Raw genomic sequence first — 18,815 nt, forward strand, 5'->3', positions numbered from 1 at the left:
GCTAAAATTGGTACCGCAAATGTACAAAATTTAAGCCATTCTTTTTTGAATCTGAGGAAGAGTTTTGTTTTAAAAAATTGTAAATCACATTATTTTTTGATTATTAGTAGATTTTGGAATATATTTTGACTAAATAATTTAGAATAAATTGGTTAAATTTCAATTAATAATCAATGATTTTAACCGAATTAGCATTAAAAATAGAGAATTAATGTATTAAAATATATAAATTTGTGCCATGTATATCACCGAATATCTATCGAATGAGATAAAACCAGGGAAAGTTAATTCTTCTCCAAGTCAGCTTTTAGAAGTTGTGCAAGAGAATAAATTGACGCATTTACCTTTGTTTAAAGGGTTGGATTTTGTTGGAAATATCTCGGAAGAAGATTTGATTGAATTATCAATTGATGATAAAAAAGTAGATTATACTTCGTATTTGGAGAGTTTTTATCTTTCTGAATCGAGTACGCTTTTAGATGCAATTCAGATGATGTACACGAATCAGGCGAATATCTTACCAATTATTAACGAACAATCGCGCTATGTTGGTTTTATTACGGAAACGGATATTATCTACACATTTGCAAATTTTCCTTTTGTCGCTGCGCTAGGTGTTTCGATGCTAGTTTCGATTGCGGAAAAAGATTTGTCGATGACTGCGATTTCTAATATTATTGAAGTGAATAACGGAAAAATTTTGGGAATGATGATTGTTGGGAATAAGGAGGATAGCGTTTATGTTTTGCTGAAATTTAGTTCATCGAACTTGTTGACAATTGGTGAAACATTTGAGCGTTATGGATATCAAGTGATTCAAAAATTTTATAACGACGAAAAACAAGAACTTCTGCAAAGTCGTTATGCACAATTGTTAAAATACATGAATACCTAATGATAAAAGTTGCACTTTTTGGACAAAAAACAAGTACGTCTTTAACGGATATTATTCCACCATTTATTAATTATTTAGTTCAGAACGAAATTGCTTTTTGTGTTGAGCAAAATTTTCTTCAAATCTTAAAAGAAACAACTGATTTTGATACTGATAATGTAGAAACCTATACTTCTCATGATGATTTAGACAAATCGGTCAAGTTTTTATTCAGTTTTGGTGGAGACGGAACAATCTTATCAGCAACTACAATTGTTAGGGATTCTAATATTCCAATTATTGGAGTAAATACTGGACGTTTAGGCTTTTTAGCAACAATCAATAAAAGTGTATTGTTGGAGCAAATGGATAGTTTTTTCAATGATGATTATAACATTATTCCACGAACTTTATTAACAGTGAAAAGAAGTGATGGTGTAGAAATTGAAAATAATTTTGCGATAAACGAAGTAACTGTAGTTCGCCGTGAAACAACTAGTATGATTACAGTTGATGCTTATTTGAACAATGAATTTCTAAATTCTTTTTGGTCTGATGGATTGATTATTTCTACGCCAACAGGTTCTACAGGATATTCGTTGAGTTGTGGAGGACCAATTGTTCATCCGTCCAATCAAAATTTTGTGATTACACCTGTTGCGCCACATAATCTAAATGTACGTCCATTAATTGTGTCAGAAAACGAAAAAATTGACTTAAAAATACGTAGTAGAGCTAATGAATACTTCCTTTCGTTGGATTCTCGTAACTTTCCTTTAACAACTGACGTCGAATTGACGATACAAAAAGCTGACTTCAAAATCTTAATCGTTGAAGCTATTGACGCGACTTATTTCACAACTTTGAGAGAAAAAATGCTTTGGGGTTCAGATAAAAGGAATTAAAATTTACAATAAATCTTCTTAATTTTTGTTAAATCAGTTACGTTGAATTGACTTTTGTTTATATTTGTTCGAATTTAAAAGAAGATAAAAAGCAAAAGCCGAAAAAATAACACAACTTATGAGGAGAGTATTTTTGTTTGTTTTTATACTATGTTTTTCGCAATTAACTTTTGCGCAAAGACATGAACTCGGAATTTTTGCTGGTGGAGCAAATGTGATTGGAGATATTGGTAAAGCCAATTACATCAATCCGTTTCCTACGAAAACAGAGCCAGGTGGGAAAATTTATTTACCAATTTCCATAGGAGGATTGTATCGTTTTAATATAAATCCGCAAATGGGTTTTAGAGCAAATATCTCTTATTCAAAAGTTGGAGCAAGTGACCACCGCTCGAAAGAGTATTACAAATTAGAAAGAAATAAAAATTTTCGAAATAATATTGTAGAAGGATCATTGATGTTTGAGTATAATTTCTTTAATATCAATGATGATCAAGAAAAAGCGCAATCGCCTTATATTTTTGTAGGAGTTGGAGCTTTTTCGGCAAAAGGAAAAGAATATGATTACGATGGGACAAACAACGTAATTATCGAAAAAACAAAATATAATACCGATTTAACGATTCCTTTTGGGGTTGGATATAAAGTAAGATTCAATTACAATTGGATTTTATCTTTTGAGACAGGTGTTCGTTATACAAGTGTTGATTATATAGATTACAACAAAGGAAAATTTACTCAAAATTTTACTGATGCTGTAGCTGATGGAGTTATACCTTCGGATGAATATAGTAAAAGAGTATACGGAAACACATCAAACAAAGATTGGTACGTATTATCAGGAATTACCTTAACGTACAGTTTTGGTCGACCTGCTTGTTATTGTGATTAAAAAGAATGGAAATTAGTTTAGTAGAACAAATAGATAAAAATAATATACCTAATCACGTTGCAATCATTATGGATGGTAACGGAAGATGGGCTAAGAAGAACGGTAAAGAAAGAACTTTTGGACACAAAAGTGCTTTGGGAGCTGTACGATCTTCAATCGAAACTTGTCGAAAATTAGGTATAAAACATCTTACACTTTACGCATTTTCTACTGAAAATTGGAACCGTCCAAAATTAGAAGTCAATGTTTTAATGACTTTATTAAGTTCTGCAATTAAGGACGAAATAAATGAATTACACAAAAATGGAGTTCGCTTGAATGTGATTGGAGATTTATCAAAATTACCAAAAAAAGCATTCAAAGATTTGACTCAAGCAATGGAAAAAACAAAAGACAACACAGATTGTGTTTTGACATTAGCATTAAGTTATGGTTCGAAAGAAGAACTATTACACGCGATGAAATCTATTGCCCAAAAATACAAAGACGGAGAAATATCCGACAATGATTTTAATGAAGAATTAGTTCATCAAAACTTATATACACACGATTTACCTATGGTAGATCTTATGATTAGAACAAGTGGCGAAACCAGAATTAGTAATTTCTTGTTGTGGCAAATTGCTTACGCAGAATTATATTTTACAGAGGTTTTGTGGCCTGATTTTAACGAGGAAGAATTTTATAAAGCAATTTTAAATTACCAAAATCGAGAACGTAGATTTGGTAAGATAAGCGAGCAACTAACGAACTAATCGAACTGAAATAGAGGATTATGAAGAAAATTTTTTGGACAATGTGTATGCTTGGTGCTTACATGGCACAGGCGCAAGTCGTAGACTCTACGAAAACCATTGATTCAACACAACAAGATAATTTTGTCTTAGATTATACCAATGCACGAACTTTCAAACTGAAAGATATCGTTGTAACAGGTGACTCTAAATATTCTAAGAATCAAATTATCCGTTATGCAGGTTTTGCTATCGGTGAAGAGATAGAATTACCAGGTACGAAGGTAAATAATGCTGTAAAAAAATTATGGAGATCTAATATTTTCTCTGACATCGACTTGTATGTAGATAAAATAGAAGGTAACGAAGTAACATTAGAGCTTGCCTTGGTTTCAGTTCCTAGTTTAGGAGAAATTAAGATTAACGGCGTGAAAAAATCGCAACGCGAAGATTTAATCAAACAAAATAAATTAAATCCAGGTGTTAAGATTACACAAAGTTTGATCAATACGACAAATAATAAAATCAAAGATTATTATACTGGAAAAGGTTATCCTAACACAACAATTAATGTAGAACGTCAACCAATTGCTGGTAAAGAAGATGAAGAAAATATTACATTGAATGTGAATCGTGGAGAGCGTGTAAAGATTAAGAAAATCATTTTCGAAGGAAATGACAACTTAACAGCTGCTCGTTTACGTAAAAAAGGGATGAAAAATACCAAACAGAAATCGATCAATATCTTCAAATCATCTAAAATGATTCCTGAAAAATTCCAGGAAGATTTAAAAACTTTGGTTGATGAGTACAAATCTGTTGGTTTTAGAGATGCTAAAGTTGAGTCATACAACATCGAAAAAGTTGATGACAAAAACTTATTAGTTAAAATTAAAGTTAACGAAGGAAAACCATATTTCTTAGGAGATGTAACGTTTTCTGGAAACTCAATTTATACTTCTGAACAATTACAACGAATTTTTGGTTACAAAACAGGAGATCGTTATGATGCAGTAGGTATCAACAAAAAGATTTCTGGATCAGAAAAAGACGATGATATTTCTACATTATACATGGATAGAGGGTATTTGTTTGCTCGTGCTATTCCTGTAGAAAAAAGTGTGAAAAATGATACAATCGATCTTGAAATTAAAGTTTTCGAAGGTACTCAAGCTACACTTAACAAAGTAACGATTAACGGTAATACAGAAGCTCATGATCATATTTTATACCGTGAGTTAAGAACTAAACCAGGAGATTTATTCTCTAAATCGGACATTAAACGTACGATGATGGAGTTAGCTTCTTTAGGATATTTAGAGCCAACGCAAATTGTTCCAGATATTCAACCAAATCAAGATAATAATACAGTTGATGTAGAGTGGAAAGTTGCGCCAAAATCATCTTCTCAAGTAGAATTACAAGGAGGATATGGTGCAGGGACTTTCATTGGTACATTAGGATTAACTTTCGGGAATTTCTCATTGAAGAATTTTTTCAATAAAAAAGCTTGGAAACCAATTCCAATGGGAGATGGACAACAATTATCATTAAGAGCACAAGCTGGTAACGGATATAAAAATTATAGTTTATCGTTTGTTGAACCTTGGATTGGAGGAAAACGCCCTACAGCTTTATCAACGTCTTTTTATTATTCACAATATGATTACCGCGATAATTATGGAGAAAAAGCGAAATTGGATATCTTAGGAGCTTCAGTTGGTTTAACTAAGTTGTTAACTTGGCCAGATGATTATTTCCGTTTATCAAACTCAATTTCTTATCAGTTATATAACTTCGATAATTATGCGATGTCTGTTGGTAATATGCAATATGAAAATGGTTCGTCAAACAACTTAAACTATACATTAGGTTTAACACGTAATTCAGCTGGACCAGACCCTATTTTCCCTCAATCAGGATCAGAAATTAGTTTATCGTTTACGACAACATTTCCTTATTCAGTTTTTAATAACAAAGACTATACAAACATGTCTGACGTAGAAAAATTCAAATGGTTAGAATATTATAAATTCAAAGCTAAAGCATATTTCTACAAAGAATTAACAGGTAAATTAGTTTTAAAAGCTGGTGGAGAATTTGGAGTTTTAGGAACATATAACCGTAAAATTGGAACAATTCCTTTCGAGCGTTTCTACTTAGGAGGAACAGGTCTTACACAAAATCGTTTCGATGGACGTGAGATCATTTCATTAAGAGGTTACGAAGATGCAACAAACTCTGGTGGACAAACAGGAGATATTACGCCAGAAGGAGGTGGAACAATCTATAATAAATATTCGTTAGAATTACGTTATCCAATCACAATGAGCCAAACAGCCAAAATTTATGCATTAACTTTTGCAGAAGGAGGTAACGTTTGGAACAATACAAGTGAATTTAAACCGTTTGAATTAAAACGTTCTGCAGGAGCAGGTGTTCGTATTTATATGCCAGCATTTGGTTTGTTAGGATTTGATTTTGGATACGGATTTGATAAAGGATTTGGACAAACAGAACGCTCTGGATGGCAAACTCACTTTATTATTGGACAACAATTCTAATAAATTGATTAAATTTGCTTAGAACGTTTTGGCATAATTTTAGAATTAACACATCACAAATATGAAAAAATGGATTAGCTTTATAGCGTTGTTCTTTGGATTAGCAAGTTTCTCTTTTGCGCAAAGATTTTGTTACGTAGACAGCCAGTATATTTTAGAAAATTTACCTGAATATACTTCGTCTCAAAGCAAATTAAAATCTCAAACAGAATCTTGGCAAAAAGAAATTGAGCAAAAACAAGAAAATTTAGCTAAATTACAAGCCGAATTCGAAGCCGAAAAGATTTTATTAACGGCAGAACAGGTGAAAGAGCAAGAGAAAAAGCTAGCGGATGAAGTGGCAGCTGTAAGAATTTTGCAAGACAAGCGTTATGGACCAAATGGTGATTTAGTGAATCTGAGAAGATCAATGGTAAAACCTTTACAAGATCAAATTTATAATGCGACAAAAGAAGTTGCTGATAAAAGAGGTTATGGTTTCGTATTTGATAAAGGAAGTGATTTAATCATGATTTACACAGATCCAAAGTTTGACATAAGTAGAGAAGTATTAATGACTTTAAGACCAGAATTGAAACCAAATAATTCAAAAACATCAACTTCTGGAAATAATAAAACTAGTAATAGTAGCAATAAAACAAGAAAATAAATTTTAAAAAACAAATTAGACTAGAAATGAAACAAATTAGATTGATAGCAGTATTTACAATGATGGTTTTCGGAAGCGTTTTATCTTTCGCTCAAGAAATTGCACATATTGATACGCAAGCAGTAATTGAATCAATGCCAGCATACAAAAAAGCTGAAGCAGACTTAGAAGCATTAGGAAAAGGTCACCAAACTAAAATTGAAGCTTTACAAGCAGAATATAAGGCTTTTATGGAAAAAGCACAAAAAGATTTAGCTGGTAAATCTCAAGAAGAAGCTCAAAAATTAATTGCAGCGAACAAATACCAAGAAAAAGAGCAAGAAATGCAAAAGAAATATGAAAATTATGCAAAAGCTGCTCAAGATGAAATGCAAGCAAAAGAGAAAGCTTTAATGGATCCAATCGAGAAAAGAGTAATGGATGCAATTAATGCTGCTGCTGCAAAAAAAGGAGTTAAATATGTTTTACCTGCAGGTGTTTTAGTTTACAAAGCTGGAGGATACGACTTATTAAACGATGTTAAAAAAGAATTAGGTTTATAATTTTAAGTATTATTAATATCTTCAAGCCACTATTTTAGTGGCTTTTTTTATATATGAAAAGAATTTTAGTTACCGGAGCGAATGGTCAGTTAGGTCAATCAATCTTAGAGCAATCAAAAAACTACAAGGAAATTGAATGTTTTTTTGTCACTCGAAACGAATTAGATATTACGAACGAAGAATTAATTAATCATTATTTCGAAGATAAATCATTCGATTTTGTTATCAATTGTGCAGCTTATACAGCGGTTGATAAAGCAGAAGATGATCAAGAGAATGCTTATTTAGTAAACGCAAAAGCAACAGAATTTTTAGCAAAAATTACGAATGAGAAAGGAATTCCATTTATTCATGTTTCGACAGATTATGTGTTTGATGGAACTGAAGCTCAACCTCGTTTAGAAACTGATCAAACAAATCCGATTGGTGTCTATGGTCAAACAAAGTTAGACGGAGAAAATTTAGCATTAGAAAACAATCCTAAAACGATTATTTTACGCACAGCTTGGGTTTATTCTCGATTTGGAAATAACTTCGTTAAAACGATGCTTAGATTGTTTAATGACAAAGATTCAATCTCTGTTGTGGCAGATCAAATTGGTTCTCCAACAAATGCGATTGATTTGGCTGACGCAATCTTAACGATTATTTCGAAAAATGATTTAACGTATGGAATTTTTAATTATTCGAATGAAGGAGAATGTTCTTGGTTTGAATTTGCTCAAAAAATTAAAGAATTTTCTAATTCAACAATCGAAATTAATCCTGTTCCAACTTCAGCTTATCCAACAAAAGCGAAGCGTCCTGCGTACAGTTTATTGGATAAATCAAAAATAAAAGAAGTGTATCAACTTGATATTCCGACTTGGGAAGATAGTTTGAAAGAAGAATTGAAGTATTTGATTTAGTTTCAATTTTAATAACATAAAAAAGCTCGAGAATTTCTCGAGCTTTTTATTTATCTGAAAGGTTATTAATTAATCTAAAATCTCAAAACGAGTATAAGGTTGCAATGCTTTCGGAATTTTTACTGTTCCATCAGCCTGTTGGTGATTCTCTAGAATTGACGCTAAAATACGTGGTAAAGCTAAAGCAGAACCATTTAAACTATGCGCTAATTGAGTTCCATTTTCATCTTTGTAACGTAATTTCAAACGATTTGCTTGGAAAGTCTCAAAATTAGAAACAGAAGAAACTTCTAACCATTTTTCTTGCGCTTCAGAGAAAACTTCGAAATCGTATGTAATTGCAGATGTAAAACCTGTATCACCACCACATAGTCTTAAAATACGGTATGGTAATTCTAAATCTTCTAAAATTCCTTTTACGTGCTCAATCATTCCGTCTAAAGCAGCATAAGAATTTTCTGGTTTTTCAATACGCACAATCTCAACTTTCTCAAATTGGTGCAAACGGTTCAAACCTCTTACATCTTTTCCATAAGAACCCGCTTCACGACGGAAACATGGCGAATATGCAGTCAACGTAATTGGTAAATCTTCTGCTCTTACAATCGTATCACGGTAAATATTTGTCACAGGAACTTCCGCAGTCGGAATCAAGTACAAATCATCTTCTCCAATATAATACATTTGCCCTTCTTTGTCTGGTAACTGTCCTGTTCCATAACCAGAAGCCTCATTCACAACGAAAGGAGGAACGATTTCTGTATAACCAGCATCAGAATTTTTATCTAAGAAAAATTGCGTTAAAGCACGTTGCAAACGAGCACCTTTTCCTTTGTAAACAGGGAAACCAGCTCCAGTAATTTTAACACCTAATTCAAAATCAATGATGTCAAATTTCTTAGCAACTTCCCAGTGTGGCAAATTGTTTGGTTTTGCAGTTGCATCTCCGTGTTCAAAAACGATTTCGTTATCATCAGCATCTTTTCCTGCCATTACGATTTCGTTCGGAATATTCGGGATTTGATACAAAATATCTTTAACGGATGTTTCGTAAGACGATAATAAATCTTGTAACTCTTTTGATTGAGTTTTTAAATCAACCGTTTTGTTTTTTAATTCATTAGCCTCTTCCGATCTTCCATCTTTAAACAAATTACCAATTTCTTTTGCTAATTTGTTGGATTCAGCTAATACATTATCTAATTCAAATTGTGTTTTACGACGAAGTTCATCCACATTTAAAACTTCATCAACAAGATCTAATTGTTTGAAGTTACGTTTTTTAAGTCCTTCAATTACACGATCTTTGTTTTCTTGAATGTAAGAAACTACTAGCATACTTTTATTAAATTTATACAAATGTATAAATAATTAATTTTTTAGAATAAAGATTAAATGATTTAGTATCAAAAATTAATCAAAATCTACTTATTTTTAGATTTTACTGTCTTTATTAGATAAATAATTGACATAATGTTTTTTACAAATAATATTCAAAAATTGTAAAATATTTTATAATTAATTGATAATTAATGCATTAAACTTTATTTATTGAGAATTTATTAATACAACTATATTACATTGATTTTACATGCTGTTGTTTGCATTTCGAAATACATTTGTCAAAGAAAATTAATCGAAAATTATTAATAATTAAAACAATAAAACAATGAAAAAATTTTTCGCAGTAGTTGCAGTAGCAGCTTTATCTTTAGGAGCAGTATCTTGTGGTGAGAAAAAAGCAGAAGAAGCACCAGCTAACGTTGATTCAGCAGCAGTAACAGTTGATTCAGCAGCAGCAGTAGTTGATTCAGCAGCAGCAGTAGTTGACTCAGCAGCAGCTAAAGTTGATTCAGCAGCAACTAAAGTTGAAGGTGCAGCTAAAGAAGTAGCTCCAGCTACTGAAGCTCCAGCAAAATAATTTGAAATAACATTCAGATCATATAAAGAAACCACTTATTAGATAAGTGGTTTTTTTATGCTGTTTTGCGATGTAAATATCTCGTTAGCTTGATTGATAAATCTAAAAGAATAATTTTAGAATTACCATTTCGCTCGATATGATATGACGCTTCATTAATTTCATTTAAAATATCTTCGATATTTGCTCCATGTATAAAAGGCGCAAAACCTTGCCATTTAAAGCCTTCTGCATTGATTTGCAAGAAAACTAAATCATCAGATTGATACGTTTTTAACAAAGCTTGACGAAAAATCTCGGAACAATAGTTCAAAAAATCTTTTTGCTCACTTCTCGACCAACTTGCAATTTGATTTGACCAATCAATCAAATCCTTTAAAACGGTTGGAGTTTTGGCTGCCATAAACGCTTTTCGAACCCAAGTCACAAAATATTTATCGAATAAATGCTCGTCATCATTCAATTGATGCAAGGCTTCTCGTACATTTCCTTGCGATAGAAAAGCAATATGTTGCGCTTTTTCTGGATTAATATTTTTCTTCTCAACCAAATAGTTCTTTACATCCGATTGCGATAAACGTGGGATTTTGACTAATTGACAACGAGAAGTAATGGTTTGTAAAATTAAATCCTCGCGCTCTGTTACCAATAAAAACAGTGTTTTTTGAGGTGGTTCTTCAATTATTTTCAACAATTTATTGGCTGCAGCAGTTGTCATTTCCTCTGCTTGCCAAATAATCATGATTTTGTAACCGCCTTCGTAACTGTTTAGCGCTAATGTTTTAACAATTTCATCTGCTTCATCAACAGGGATAACGCCTTGTTTTTTTTCAATTCCGAGATGGGACATCCAATCGGTTAGATTTCCATAGACATTTTCGTCTACAAAAGTTCGCCAATCGTTTAATAAATACTTAGCAAGTGGCTTTTTTACACTTTCTGTTGCTGAATAAGGAAAAGAAAAATGTAAATCGGGATGTTGTAATTTATCAACTTTCAGATTGCATTGTTCGTTATTCAAACCACACAAAACCTCACGTGCATAAGCAATAGCCAAAGCCAAAGTTCCCGAACCTTCTGGACCAGAAAATAGCTGCGCATGACTTATACGACCATCTTTTATAGATTGTTGAAGTTTGTTTTTAATCTCCTGTTGTCCAATTACATTTTCCCAAAGCATAGTCCAAAGTTACTATTTTTATTTTTCAGAATTTATCAAACTTTTTAATCGATTGATTTCTTCTAAATTAGCAATTCCAGAATCGTCAATCATTGCTGAAGAATGAAAATAAGTTGCATTTGCATATGAATCAATTTCTTCAATATTTGTTGAGCGCAAACCACCTCCAGGCATAATTGTAATTTGATTTTCTGCTTTTTTAACCAGATTTTTTAATTCACGTTTTCCATAATCTACATTGCTATCCAAGCCAGAAGTTAAGATTGTTTTGAATCCTAAATCAATCACTGTTTGAAGTGAGTCCTCGGCATCAGAAGTTCTGTCAAATGCACGATGAAACGTACATGGAAAAGGTTTTGAAAGTTCAACTAATTCTTGATTTCGTTCAAAATCAATTTCGTTATCTTCATTCAAAATTCCAAAAACAAAACCATCAATTCTAAAATTTTTAATCATGATGATTTCAGATTTCATTTGTTCAAATTCTTCATCAGAATAACAAAAATCTCCACCACGAGGGCGAATCATCACCATAATTTCTTTGTCTGTTTCTTTTCGCAATGTTTTGATATCTTCAAAATCTGGTGTAACTCCACCTGTTGAAGCATTGGCGCATAACTCAATTCGATCTGCATTTGATTTTGCAGCAATTAAAGCTGATTCTAAGTTGAAACAAGCGATTTCTAATTTTTTCATTTTGTAATAGATTTTCCGTCAATCAAACGATTTCCAGTTTCGTCATAAACCGCAAAGTTAAAGCCTGGATGGATACAATACGAACCATATTCACCTTGTTTATTAATCGCAATAAAACCAACTTGAATAGCCGATAAATCTTTTTTGCGCGATTTTGTTAACTTAATAATTCGATGTACAGCCTCCTTACACGCATTTTCTGGCGAATAACCTTGACGCATCAATTCCACAACCAAATGACTTCCCGCAATACGAATTACTTCTTCACCGTGTCCAGTTGCTGTCGCTGCACCAATTTCGTTATCAACATACAAACCTGCGCCGATAATTGGTGAATCTCCAACACGTCCGTGCATTTTGTATGCCATGCCACTTGTCGTACAAGCTCCAGAAAGATTTCCGTGCGCATCTAATGCAATCATTCCAATTGTATCATGATTTTCGATATTGATTGGCATTTGATAGTTGGTGTCTTTCAACCATTCTTTCCATTCTTGTTCGGAAACATCAGTCAATAAATTCTCTTTTCTGAAGCCTTTTTCCAACGCAAATTGAAGTGCACCATTTCCAACTAACATAACATGCGGCGTATCTTCCATCACTTTTCGCGCAACAGAAATAGGATGTTTGATATATTCTAAACCTGCAACAGAACCGATATTCGCTTGATCGTCCATAATACAGGCGTCCAACGTTACTTTTCCATCACGATCAGGACGTCCACCGTAACCAACACTTCGTTCATTTGGATCTGCTTCTACCAATTTTACACCTTGTTCTACTGCGTTTAAAGCAGTTCCATTTTTTCCTAAAATTTTCCAAGCTTCAGCGTTGGCTTCAAGCCCAAAACGCCATGTAGAAAGAACAATTGGCTTATTGATTTTTGTTGAAGTAGCTGATTTTGTAGATTTAGTTTGCGCACTAAGATCAAGTTTCGTTGTACCTAAAAGCAAGCCTAGTGCACCTAAATTTTTTATAAAATTTCTTCTATTATTCATGTGTTAATCGATTTCAAATTATGAATCTAACAAATATAATTCATATAATTGTATAACAGTTTATCTGATACTCAAAACACTAAAAACTTATGAGAACAATTTTACTATCTGTTTTATGGATAATGATTTCCAGTATTTTATTTGCTCAAAAAAATGATTATACACAATATGTAAATCCTTTTATCGGGACTGGCGGTCACGGGCATACTTTTCCTGGCGCGACTTTACCTTATGGAATGGTTCAACTTTCACCAGATACGCGTGTTGATGGAAGTTGGGATGGTTGCAGCGGATATCATTATTCTGATGATTTTATTTATGGTTTTTCGCATACGCATCTTAATGGAACAGGAGTTTCTGATTATGGCGATATTATGTTGATGCCAACGCTTAATCAGAATGGATTTAATCAAACGGATTATGGCTCTAAATTTTCGCATAAAAACGAAAAAGCAACTGCGGGATATTATCAAGTTTTGTTGGATAAATACAATATCAATGTTAGATTAACAACAACAACTCGCGTTGGTTTGCATGAATATACTTTTAATAAAGCTGGTGATGCAAATATCATTTTAGACCTTAACCATCGTGATAAATTAGTAGAAGGAGAAGTGAAAATTGTAGACGCTAAAACAGTTTATGTCTACAGAAATTCGGAAGAGTGGGCGAAGAATCAAAAGATTTTTGCCAAAATAGAATTTAATGTTCCGTTAAAATTAACATCTTCAAAAGACGGAAATATTACATCTAAAACATTCAAAGGAAATGAAATTGCCTTGGCTTTTGGGAAAAAAGTAAAGAAAGGTGAGAAGATTTTGGTAAAAGTAACCTTGTCTACAACTGGATATAATGGAACGGATGTTAACAGTAAAGAGTTAACAACATTCGATTTTACTAAAACGAAAGCCGCTGCTGAAAAGGCTTGGAATAAAGAATTATCAAAGATTGAAGTAAAATCTTCAGACAAAAATAAGCTAACAATTTTTTATACAGCGATGTATCACACGATGATGCAACCAAATATTTCGCAAGATTTGAATGGAAATTACCGTGGAATGGACGATCAAATTCATTTGGCAAATAATTTCGATTATTATTCAGTTTTCTCGCTTTGGGATACTTTTCGTGCTGCGCATCCTTTGTATACGTTGATTGAGAAGAGAAGAACGATCGATTTTATTAACACATTTATCAAGCATTACGAACAAGGCGGACGTTTGCCTGTTTGGGAATTAGCGAGCAATGAAACGGATTGTATGATTGGTTATCACTCGGTGTCTGTGATTGCAGATGCGATGGTCAAAGGTTTCAAAGGCTTTGATTATGAGAAAGCTTATGAAGCAGCAAAGCATTCGGCAATGTTAGATCATTTGGGATTGAAAGCTTACAAACAGAATGGATTTATTTCGATTGATGATGAACACGAGTCAGTTTCAAAAACGTTAGAATATGCGTACGATGATTGGTGTATTGCGCAAATGGCATTGATTTTAAATAAACAAGACGATTATAATTACTTCATTGAGCGTGCGCAATATTGGAAAAATTTATTCAATCATGAGACAAAATTTATTCAGCCAAAGAAAAATGGAGGTTGGTTAAAGCCTTTTGATCCGCGTGAAGTAAACAATAATTACACAGAAGCGAATGGTTGGCAATACACATTTTTCGCTCCGCAAGATATCAATGGAATGATTGATATTTATGGCGGAAAAGATGGTTTTGAGGCAAAATTGGATGAATTATTTAATGCACCATCAGAAACAACAGGTCGAGAACAAGTGGATGTTACGGGACTTATTGGACAATATGCGCAAGGAAATGAGCCGAGTCATCACGTAGCGTTTTTGTACAATTACATTGATAAACCTGAAAAAACGAAAGAATTAGTCCATAAAATTTTGGACGAACATTATAAAAATTCGCCTGATGGATTAATTGGTAATGAAGATTGTGGACAGATGAGTGCGTGGTATGTTTTGGCTTCGATGGGAATTTACAGTGTTACGCCAGGTTCTGGAATGTGGACGACAGTTGAGCCGTATTTTGATGAAATCACTATTAATTTAGAAGATGGAACGAAGCGTGTAATTACGAAAAATAATTATAAAGACAATCAATTTTTAGGATTTGAATTCTTGAAAGATAGAGAGATTAAACCTATTTCTGAAAGTGAAAAAATTGTAACGGTTCCAGTTTTGGTTGCTGAAGACAGATCATTTCAAAATAAAATGAATGTTGAAGTAAAATCTTCTGAACCCAATGCAAAAATTTATGTTTCGGTGAATGGTAAAAAAGCTGAAATTTATAAAAAGCCTATTTCAATAAAAGAAACAACTATAATTTCTTCTTTCATAGAAGTGAATGGCAAGAAAAGTAAAACGATTTCTGGAACGTTTACTAAGAAACCAAATGATTATACAATTCAGCTTAATTCTACGTATACACCACAATATCATGCAGGTGGTCCACAAGGTTTATTGGACGGTATTATTGGTGATAGCAATTGGAAAAAAGGCGATTGGCAGGGATATTATGACCAAAACTTTGAAGCAATAGTTGACATGAAAAAAGCGAAATCAGTTTCTTCTGTTGTCATGAATTTCTTGCAAGATTCTCGTTCTTGGATTGTGTTACCGACAAAATTAGAAGTCTATATTTCTAAGGATAGTCAGAATTTTAAATTGGTTGGAATGTTAGAAAAACAAGTTGATGCATTTGATAATAATGTGTTTTCTGATCAATGGAAAGTTCAGTTCAAAGCAGAGAAAGCACGTTATATCAAAGTAAAAGCGACAAATTATGGTGCATTTCCAAAAGGTCATTTAGCAGAACCTTTTCAAGGGAAATCCTATATTTTCGTTGATGAGATTATGATTAAATAATGAAAAATAAATTAATAGCGTTTAATATAATTGCTATTGGATTAATATTATTGTATCCAATACTAGAATTTTATTGTATTTATTATCCTTTGAAATTTAAATTTTCAGAAATTTTCAATCAAATTGAGTATCAGAATACTATTTTTATTCTTGTTGGTATTTTTATTTTTTCAAGCTTAATAAGTTTATTCAGAATAGACAAATTACTTAAATTTAATCTTGGCCTAAATTTTCTTTTAATAATATTATTTTTTAGCTCATTAATTAATCAACTAATTGATCTAAAAAAAGAAGAAAAAGAATATATAGAACGAGCTCTTGACGACATTAAAAAAGATAAAATTGTTTTCCTTTATTCAGGAGGATTTCCTTTACCAGAATTTAGTTCTGAAACCTATGCTAAAATTGACAGTATTCACAATAAATATGGAGTAGATTATATAAATATTGGAGTTTTAGATTTTAAACATGATAAATTAGAACTAAAATATGAAGAAACTGTAAAGCCTTATCTTGAAAAACGTAATGGTAAAGATTGGAAGAAACGAATGCAAAAAGAATTAGATGCAATAAAAAGGGAAAAACTTTATTAACTAAACTTTAGTTAACTTTTTCGTAACTTTATATTCGAAATCGAAGAAAATGCAAACAGAAATTTTAAACAAAACATTACAAAATCGTTCTATCAATCCGACTGCGATGAGATTGTTGGTCTTGGATAAACTGATGAATGCAGAAGTTGCGTTGAGTTTGGCTGATCTAGAAATTGAGATGGATCAAGCAGATCGAGTAACAATTTATAGAACATTGAAAACTTTCGAAGAAAATAAATTAATTCATTCAATCGAGGACGGAACGGGGTCTATAAAATATGCGCTTTGCGAATCGAGTTGCAAATGTACGCCCGAGTTTACGCATGCTCATTTTCATTGTAACAATTGTAATCAGACGTTTTGTTTGAGAAATATTCATTTGCCAGAAATCAATTTACCCAAAAATTTCGAAGTCGAACAATCTTCTTTTATCTTAAAAGGAATTTGCGATCAATGTAAGTCCTAAACTTTGCAACCAGATTGCAGCAATAACTTTATAATTTTGAAATATAAATTTTTGAATTATGTCTAAAGCTTGTTGTAGTACGTCAAATGACGAACATAAAGATACTCATGATCACAATCACGAAGGTCATGACCACGAACACAATAATAGTAAAATTTTATTAGGTGCCAGTTTAGCTATTTTCTTTGCCGGAATTTTTGTTCAATATGTTTTAAAACCAACTTGGTTTGTTGATAATCAAATTATTCGTTTGATATGGTTTGGCATTTCTTATATTTTAGTAGCATTTCCTGTTTGGGGAGAAGCCTTTAAATTAGCTAAAAAGCTAGATTTCTTCAATGAATTTTCGTTGATGGGAATTGCGACTTTAGGTGCTTTCATTATTGGCGAATATCCAGAAGGTGTAGCGGTAATGTTGTTTTATACAATTGGCGAAATGTTTCAGGAAGCGGCGGTTAATAAGGCAAAAGGAAATATTAAAGCCTTATTAGATGTTCGTCCAGACACAGCGCATGTTTTACGAAATGGTAATTTCGAAACAATAAAACCACAAGATGTGGCAATTGGAGAAACAATTCAAGTAAAAGTTGGGGAAAAAGTTCCGTTAGACGGAATTATGATTTCAGATAAAGGGAGCTTTAATACTGCGGCTTTGACGGGAGAAAGTAAACCTTCAACGTATAAAATAGGAGAAACTGTTTTGGCAGGAATGTTAAATCTCGAAAATGTAATTGAAATTCAAACGACAAAAAAATTTGAAGATAGTTCGATTGCAAAAATTTTACAAATGGTTCAAGATGCAGCTTCTCGCAAAGCTCCAACTGAATTATTTATCCGAAAATTTGCAAAAATATATACGCCAATTGTTTTCTTTTTAGCGGCTGCTTTGGTGATTATTCCTTACTTTTTTGTTGACAATTATGATTTTCATGATTGGTTGTATAGAGGTTTAGTTTTCTTGGTTGTTTCTTGTCCTTGTGCGTTGGTTATTTCGGTTCCGTTGGGTTATTTTGGTGGAATTGGAGCGGCTTCACGTAACGGAATTTTAGTAAAAGGTTCTAACTTTTTAGATTTAATGGCGAAAGTAAACACGGTTGTGATGGATAAAACTGGAACAATGACAGAAGGTGTTTTTGAAGTGCAAAAAATTGAAACGAATCTCCCTGAAAATGATTTTTTAAATCTTGTTTCGGCTTTAGAAAAGCAATCTACACATCCAATTGCGAAAGCGATTGTGGCAAGTCATCCATCAGAATTGAAAGCAATAGAGGTGGAAGAAATTTCTGGAAAAGGTTTGAAAGGAAAAGTTGATGGAAAAATAGTTTTAGCTGGAAATACTAAATTATTAGATTATTTCTCGATTCAATATCCACAAGAAATTCATGATATTGTAGAAAGCATTGTGGTGGTTGCAGTTGATGAAAAATATGCTGGATATATTACAATTGCTGATAAAATCAAGGAAGATGCGCAACAAGCAATTCAGAAAATGAAAGCTTTAGGTGTTTCGAAAACGATTATGTTGAGTGGAGATAAAAATACCATTACGCAAAAAGTTGCAAAAGAAGTTGGTGTTGATGAAGCTTTTGGTGGATTGTTACCAGAAGGAAAAGTAGAGAAAGTTGAAGCATTGAAAAAAGATCAAAATCAAGTGGTGGCTTTCGTAGGTGATGGAATCAATGATGCGCCTGTTCTAGCGCTTTCTGATGTCGGAATTGCGATGGGTGGACTTGGAAGCGATGCTGCGATAGAAACTGCAGATGTTGTAATCCAAACCGATCAACCTTCTAAAATTGCAACGGCGATAAAAATTGGTCGTGAAACAAAAAAGATTGTGATTCAGAATATCATTTTAGCAATGGGCGTTAAAATTATCGTGCTTTTCCTTGGAGCAGAAGGAATTGCCAATATGTGGGAAGCTGTTTTTGCAGATGTAGGTGTTGCTTTATTAGCAATTTTGAATGCTGTTCGAATTCAACGAATGAAATTTTAGATAAAAAATAAA

Annotated in this window: 17 protein-coding genes; 12 read left to right on the forward strand and 5 right to left on the reverse strand. The window is 32.6% G+C overall.

The features are described 5' to 3' along the window. Positions 1 to 238: 238 nt before the first annotated feature. From FH779_RS00315 to rfbD, 8 genes are all read left to right on the forward strand, one after another. Positions 239 to 895: a CBS domain-containing protein gene (locus FH779_RS00315; protein WP_180905647.1), complete on the forward strand. Its 657-nt coding sequence runs from the start codon at positions 239 to 241 to the stop codon at positions 893 to 895. Continuing rightward, complete coding sequence (locus FH779_RS00320; RefSeq protein WP_180905648.1) at positions 895 to 1,779, forward strand: NAD kinase; 885 nt, start codon at positions 895 to 897, stop codon at positions 1,777 to 1,779. Before FH779_RS00315 ends, FH779_RS00320 begins: the two co-directional genes overlap by 1 nt. Positions 1,780 to 1,897: 118 nt before the next feature. Then, entirely contained in the window at positions 1,898 to 2,671 is a 774-nt protein-coding gene (porG, locus tag FH779_RS00325; protein WP_180905649.1) for a type IX secretion system protein PorG, read from the forward strand. A gap of 11 nt (positions 2,672 to 2,682) precedes the next feature. After that, positions 2,683 to 3,426, forward strand: a complete 744-nt coding sequence (locus tag FH779_RS00330) for an isoprenyl transferase (RefSeq protein ID WP_180906770.1) — start codon at positions 2,683 to 2,685, stop codon at positions 3,424 to 3,426. Between the two features lie 20 nt (positions 3,427 to 3,446). Then, positions 3,447 to 5,969, forward strand: a complete 2,523-nt coding sequence (bamA, locus tag FH779_RS00335) for an outer membrane protein assembly factor BamA (protein WP_244957996.1) — start codon at positions 3,447 to 3,449, stop codon at positions 5,967 to 5,969. A 61-nt stretch (positions 5,970 to 6,030) separates the two neighbouring features. After that, positions 6,031 to 6,618 (forward strand): OmpH family outer membrane protein, encoded by a 588-nt coding sequence (locus tag FH779_RS00340; protein ID WP_180905650.1) that lies wholly within the window; start codon positions 6,031 to 6,033, stop codon positions 6,616 to 6,618. A 26-nt stretch (positions 6,619 to 6,644) separates the two neighbouring features. Next, a complete protein-coding gene (locus FH779_RS00345) occupies positions 6,645 to 7,160 on the forward strand; it encodes an OmpH family outer membrane protein (RefSeq protein WP_180905651.1) in 516 nt (171 codons plus the stop codon). A 53-nt stretch (positions 7,161 to 7,213) separates the two neighbouring features. Continuing rightward, positions 7,214 to 8,068: a dTDP-4-dehydrorhamnose reductase gene (rfbD, locus tag FH779_RS00350; protein ID WP_180905652.1), complete on the forward strand. Its 855-nt coding sequence runs from the start codon at positions 7,214 to 7,216 to the stop codon at positions 8,066 to 8,068. Positions 8,069 to 8,137: 69 nt separating this feature from the next. Here the strand turns inward: rfbD and serS are convergent, their stop codons facing one another. The 5 genes from serS to FH779_RS00375 all read right to left on the reverse strand — a co-directional run bounded on the left by serS (position 8,138) and on the right by FH779_RS00375 (position 12,863). Next, positions 8,138 to 9,406: a serine--tRNA ligase gene (serS, locus tag FH779_RS00355; protein WP_180905653.1), complete on the reverse strand. Its 1,269-nt coding sequence runs from the start codon at positions 9,404 to 9,406 to the stop codon at positions 8,138 to 8,140. A 315-nt stretch (positions 9,407 to 9,721) separates the two neighbouring features. Then, positions 9,722 to 10,024, reverse strand: coding sequence for a hypothetical protein (locus FH779_RS00360; protein ID WP_180905654.1), 303 nt, complete (start codon positions 10,022 to 10,024; stop codon positions 9,722 to 9,724). Positions 10,025 to 10,044: 20 nt separating this feature from the next. Next, positions 10,045 to 11,169: a DNA polymerase III subunit gene (locus FH779_RS00365; protein ID WP_180905655.1), complete on the reverse strand. Its 1,125-nt coding sequence runs from the start codon at positions 11,167 to 11,169 to the stop codon at positions 10,045 to 10,047. 18 nt (positions 11,170 to 11,187) lie between these two features. Beyond that, positions 11,188 to 11,865 carry a copper homeostasis protein CutC gene (locus FH779_RS00370; RefSeq protein ID WP_180905656.1) on the reverse strand — a complete coding sequence of 226 codons (678 nt, stop codon included), beginning with the start codon at positions 11,863 to 11,865 and terminating at the stop codon, positions 11,188 to 11,190. Next, on the reverse strand, positions 11,862 to 12,863 hold the full coding sequence (locus FH779_RS00375; RefSeq protein ID WP_180905657.1) for an isoaspartyl peptidase/L-asparaginase family protein: 1,002 nt from the start codon (positions 12,861 to 12,863) through the stop codon (positions 11,862 to 11,864). Before FH779_RS00375 ends, FH779_RS00370 begins: the two co-directional genes overlap by 4 nt. Positions 12,864 to 12,952: 89 nt before the next feature. Between FH779_RS00375 and FH779_RS00380 the strand changes: the two genes are divergently transcribed. From FH779_RS00380 to FH779_RS00395, 4 genes are read left to right on the forward strand one after another with little or no spacing between them, the layout of a single operon-like run. Continuing rightward, complete coding sequence (locus FH779_RS00380; protein WP_180905658.1) at positions 12,953 to 15,751, forward strand: GH92 family glycosyl hydrolase; 2,799 nt, start codon at positions 12,953 to 12,955, stop codon at positions 15,749 to 15,751. Next, positions 15,751 to 16,344 (forward strand): FEKKY domain-containing protein, encoded by a 594-nt coding sequence (locus tag FH779_RS00385; RefSeq protein ID WP_180905659.1) that lies wholly within the window; start codon positions 15,751 to 15,753, stop codon positions 16,342 to 16,344. Before FH779_RS00380 ends, FH779_RS00385 begins: the two co-directional genes overlap by 1 nt. 49 nt (positions 16,345 to 16,393) lie before the next feature. Continuing rightward, a complete protein-coding gene (locus FH779_RS00390; RefSeq protein ID WP_180905660.1) occupies positions 16,394 to 16,810 on the forward strand; it encodes a Fur family transcriptional regulator in 417 nt (138 codons plus the stop codon). A gap of 58 nt (positions 16,811 to 16,868) precedes the next feature. Further along, the gene (locus FH779_RS00395; RefSeq protein ID WP_180905661.1) at positions 16,869 to 18,803 is read left to right on the forward strand and encodes a heavy metal translocating P-type ATPase; all 1,935 of its coding nucleotides are present in this window, start codon (positions 16,869 to 16,871) and stop codon (positions 18,801 to 18,803) included. The last annotated feature ends 12 nt before the right edge of the window (positions 18,804 to 18,815 follow it).

This window comes from Empedobacter falsenii, from assembly GCF_013488205.1.
Taxonomy (GTDB): domain Bacteria; phylum Bacteroidota; class Bacteroidia; order Flavobacteriales; family Weeksellaceae; genus Empedobacter; species Empedobacter falsenii_C.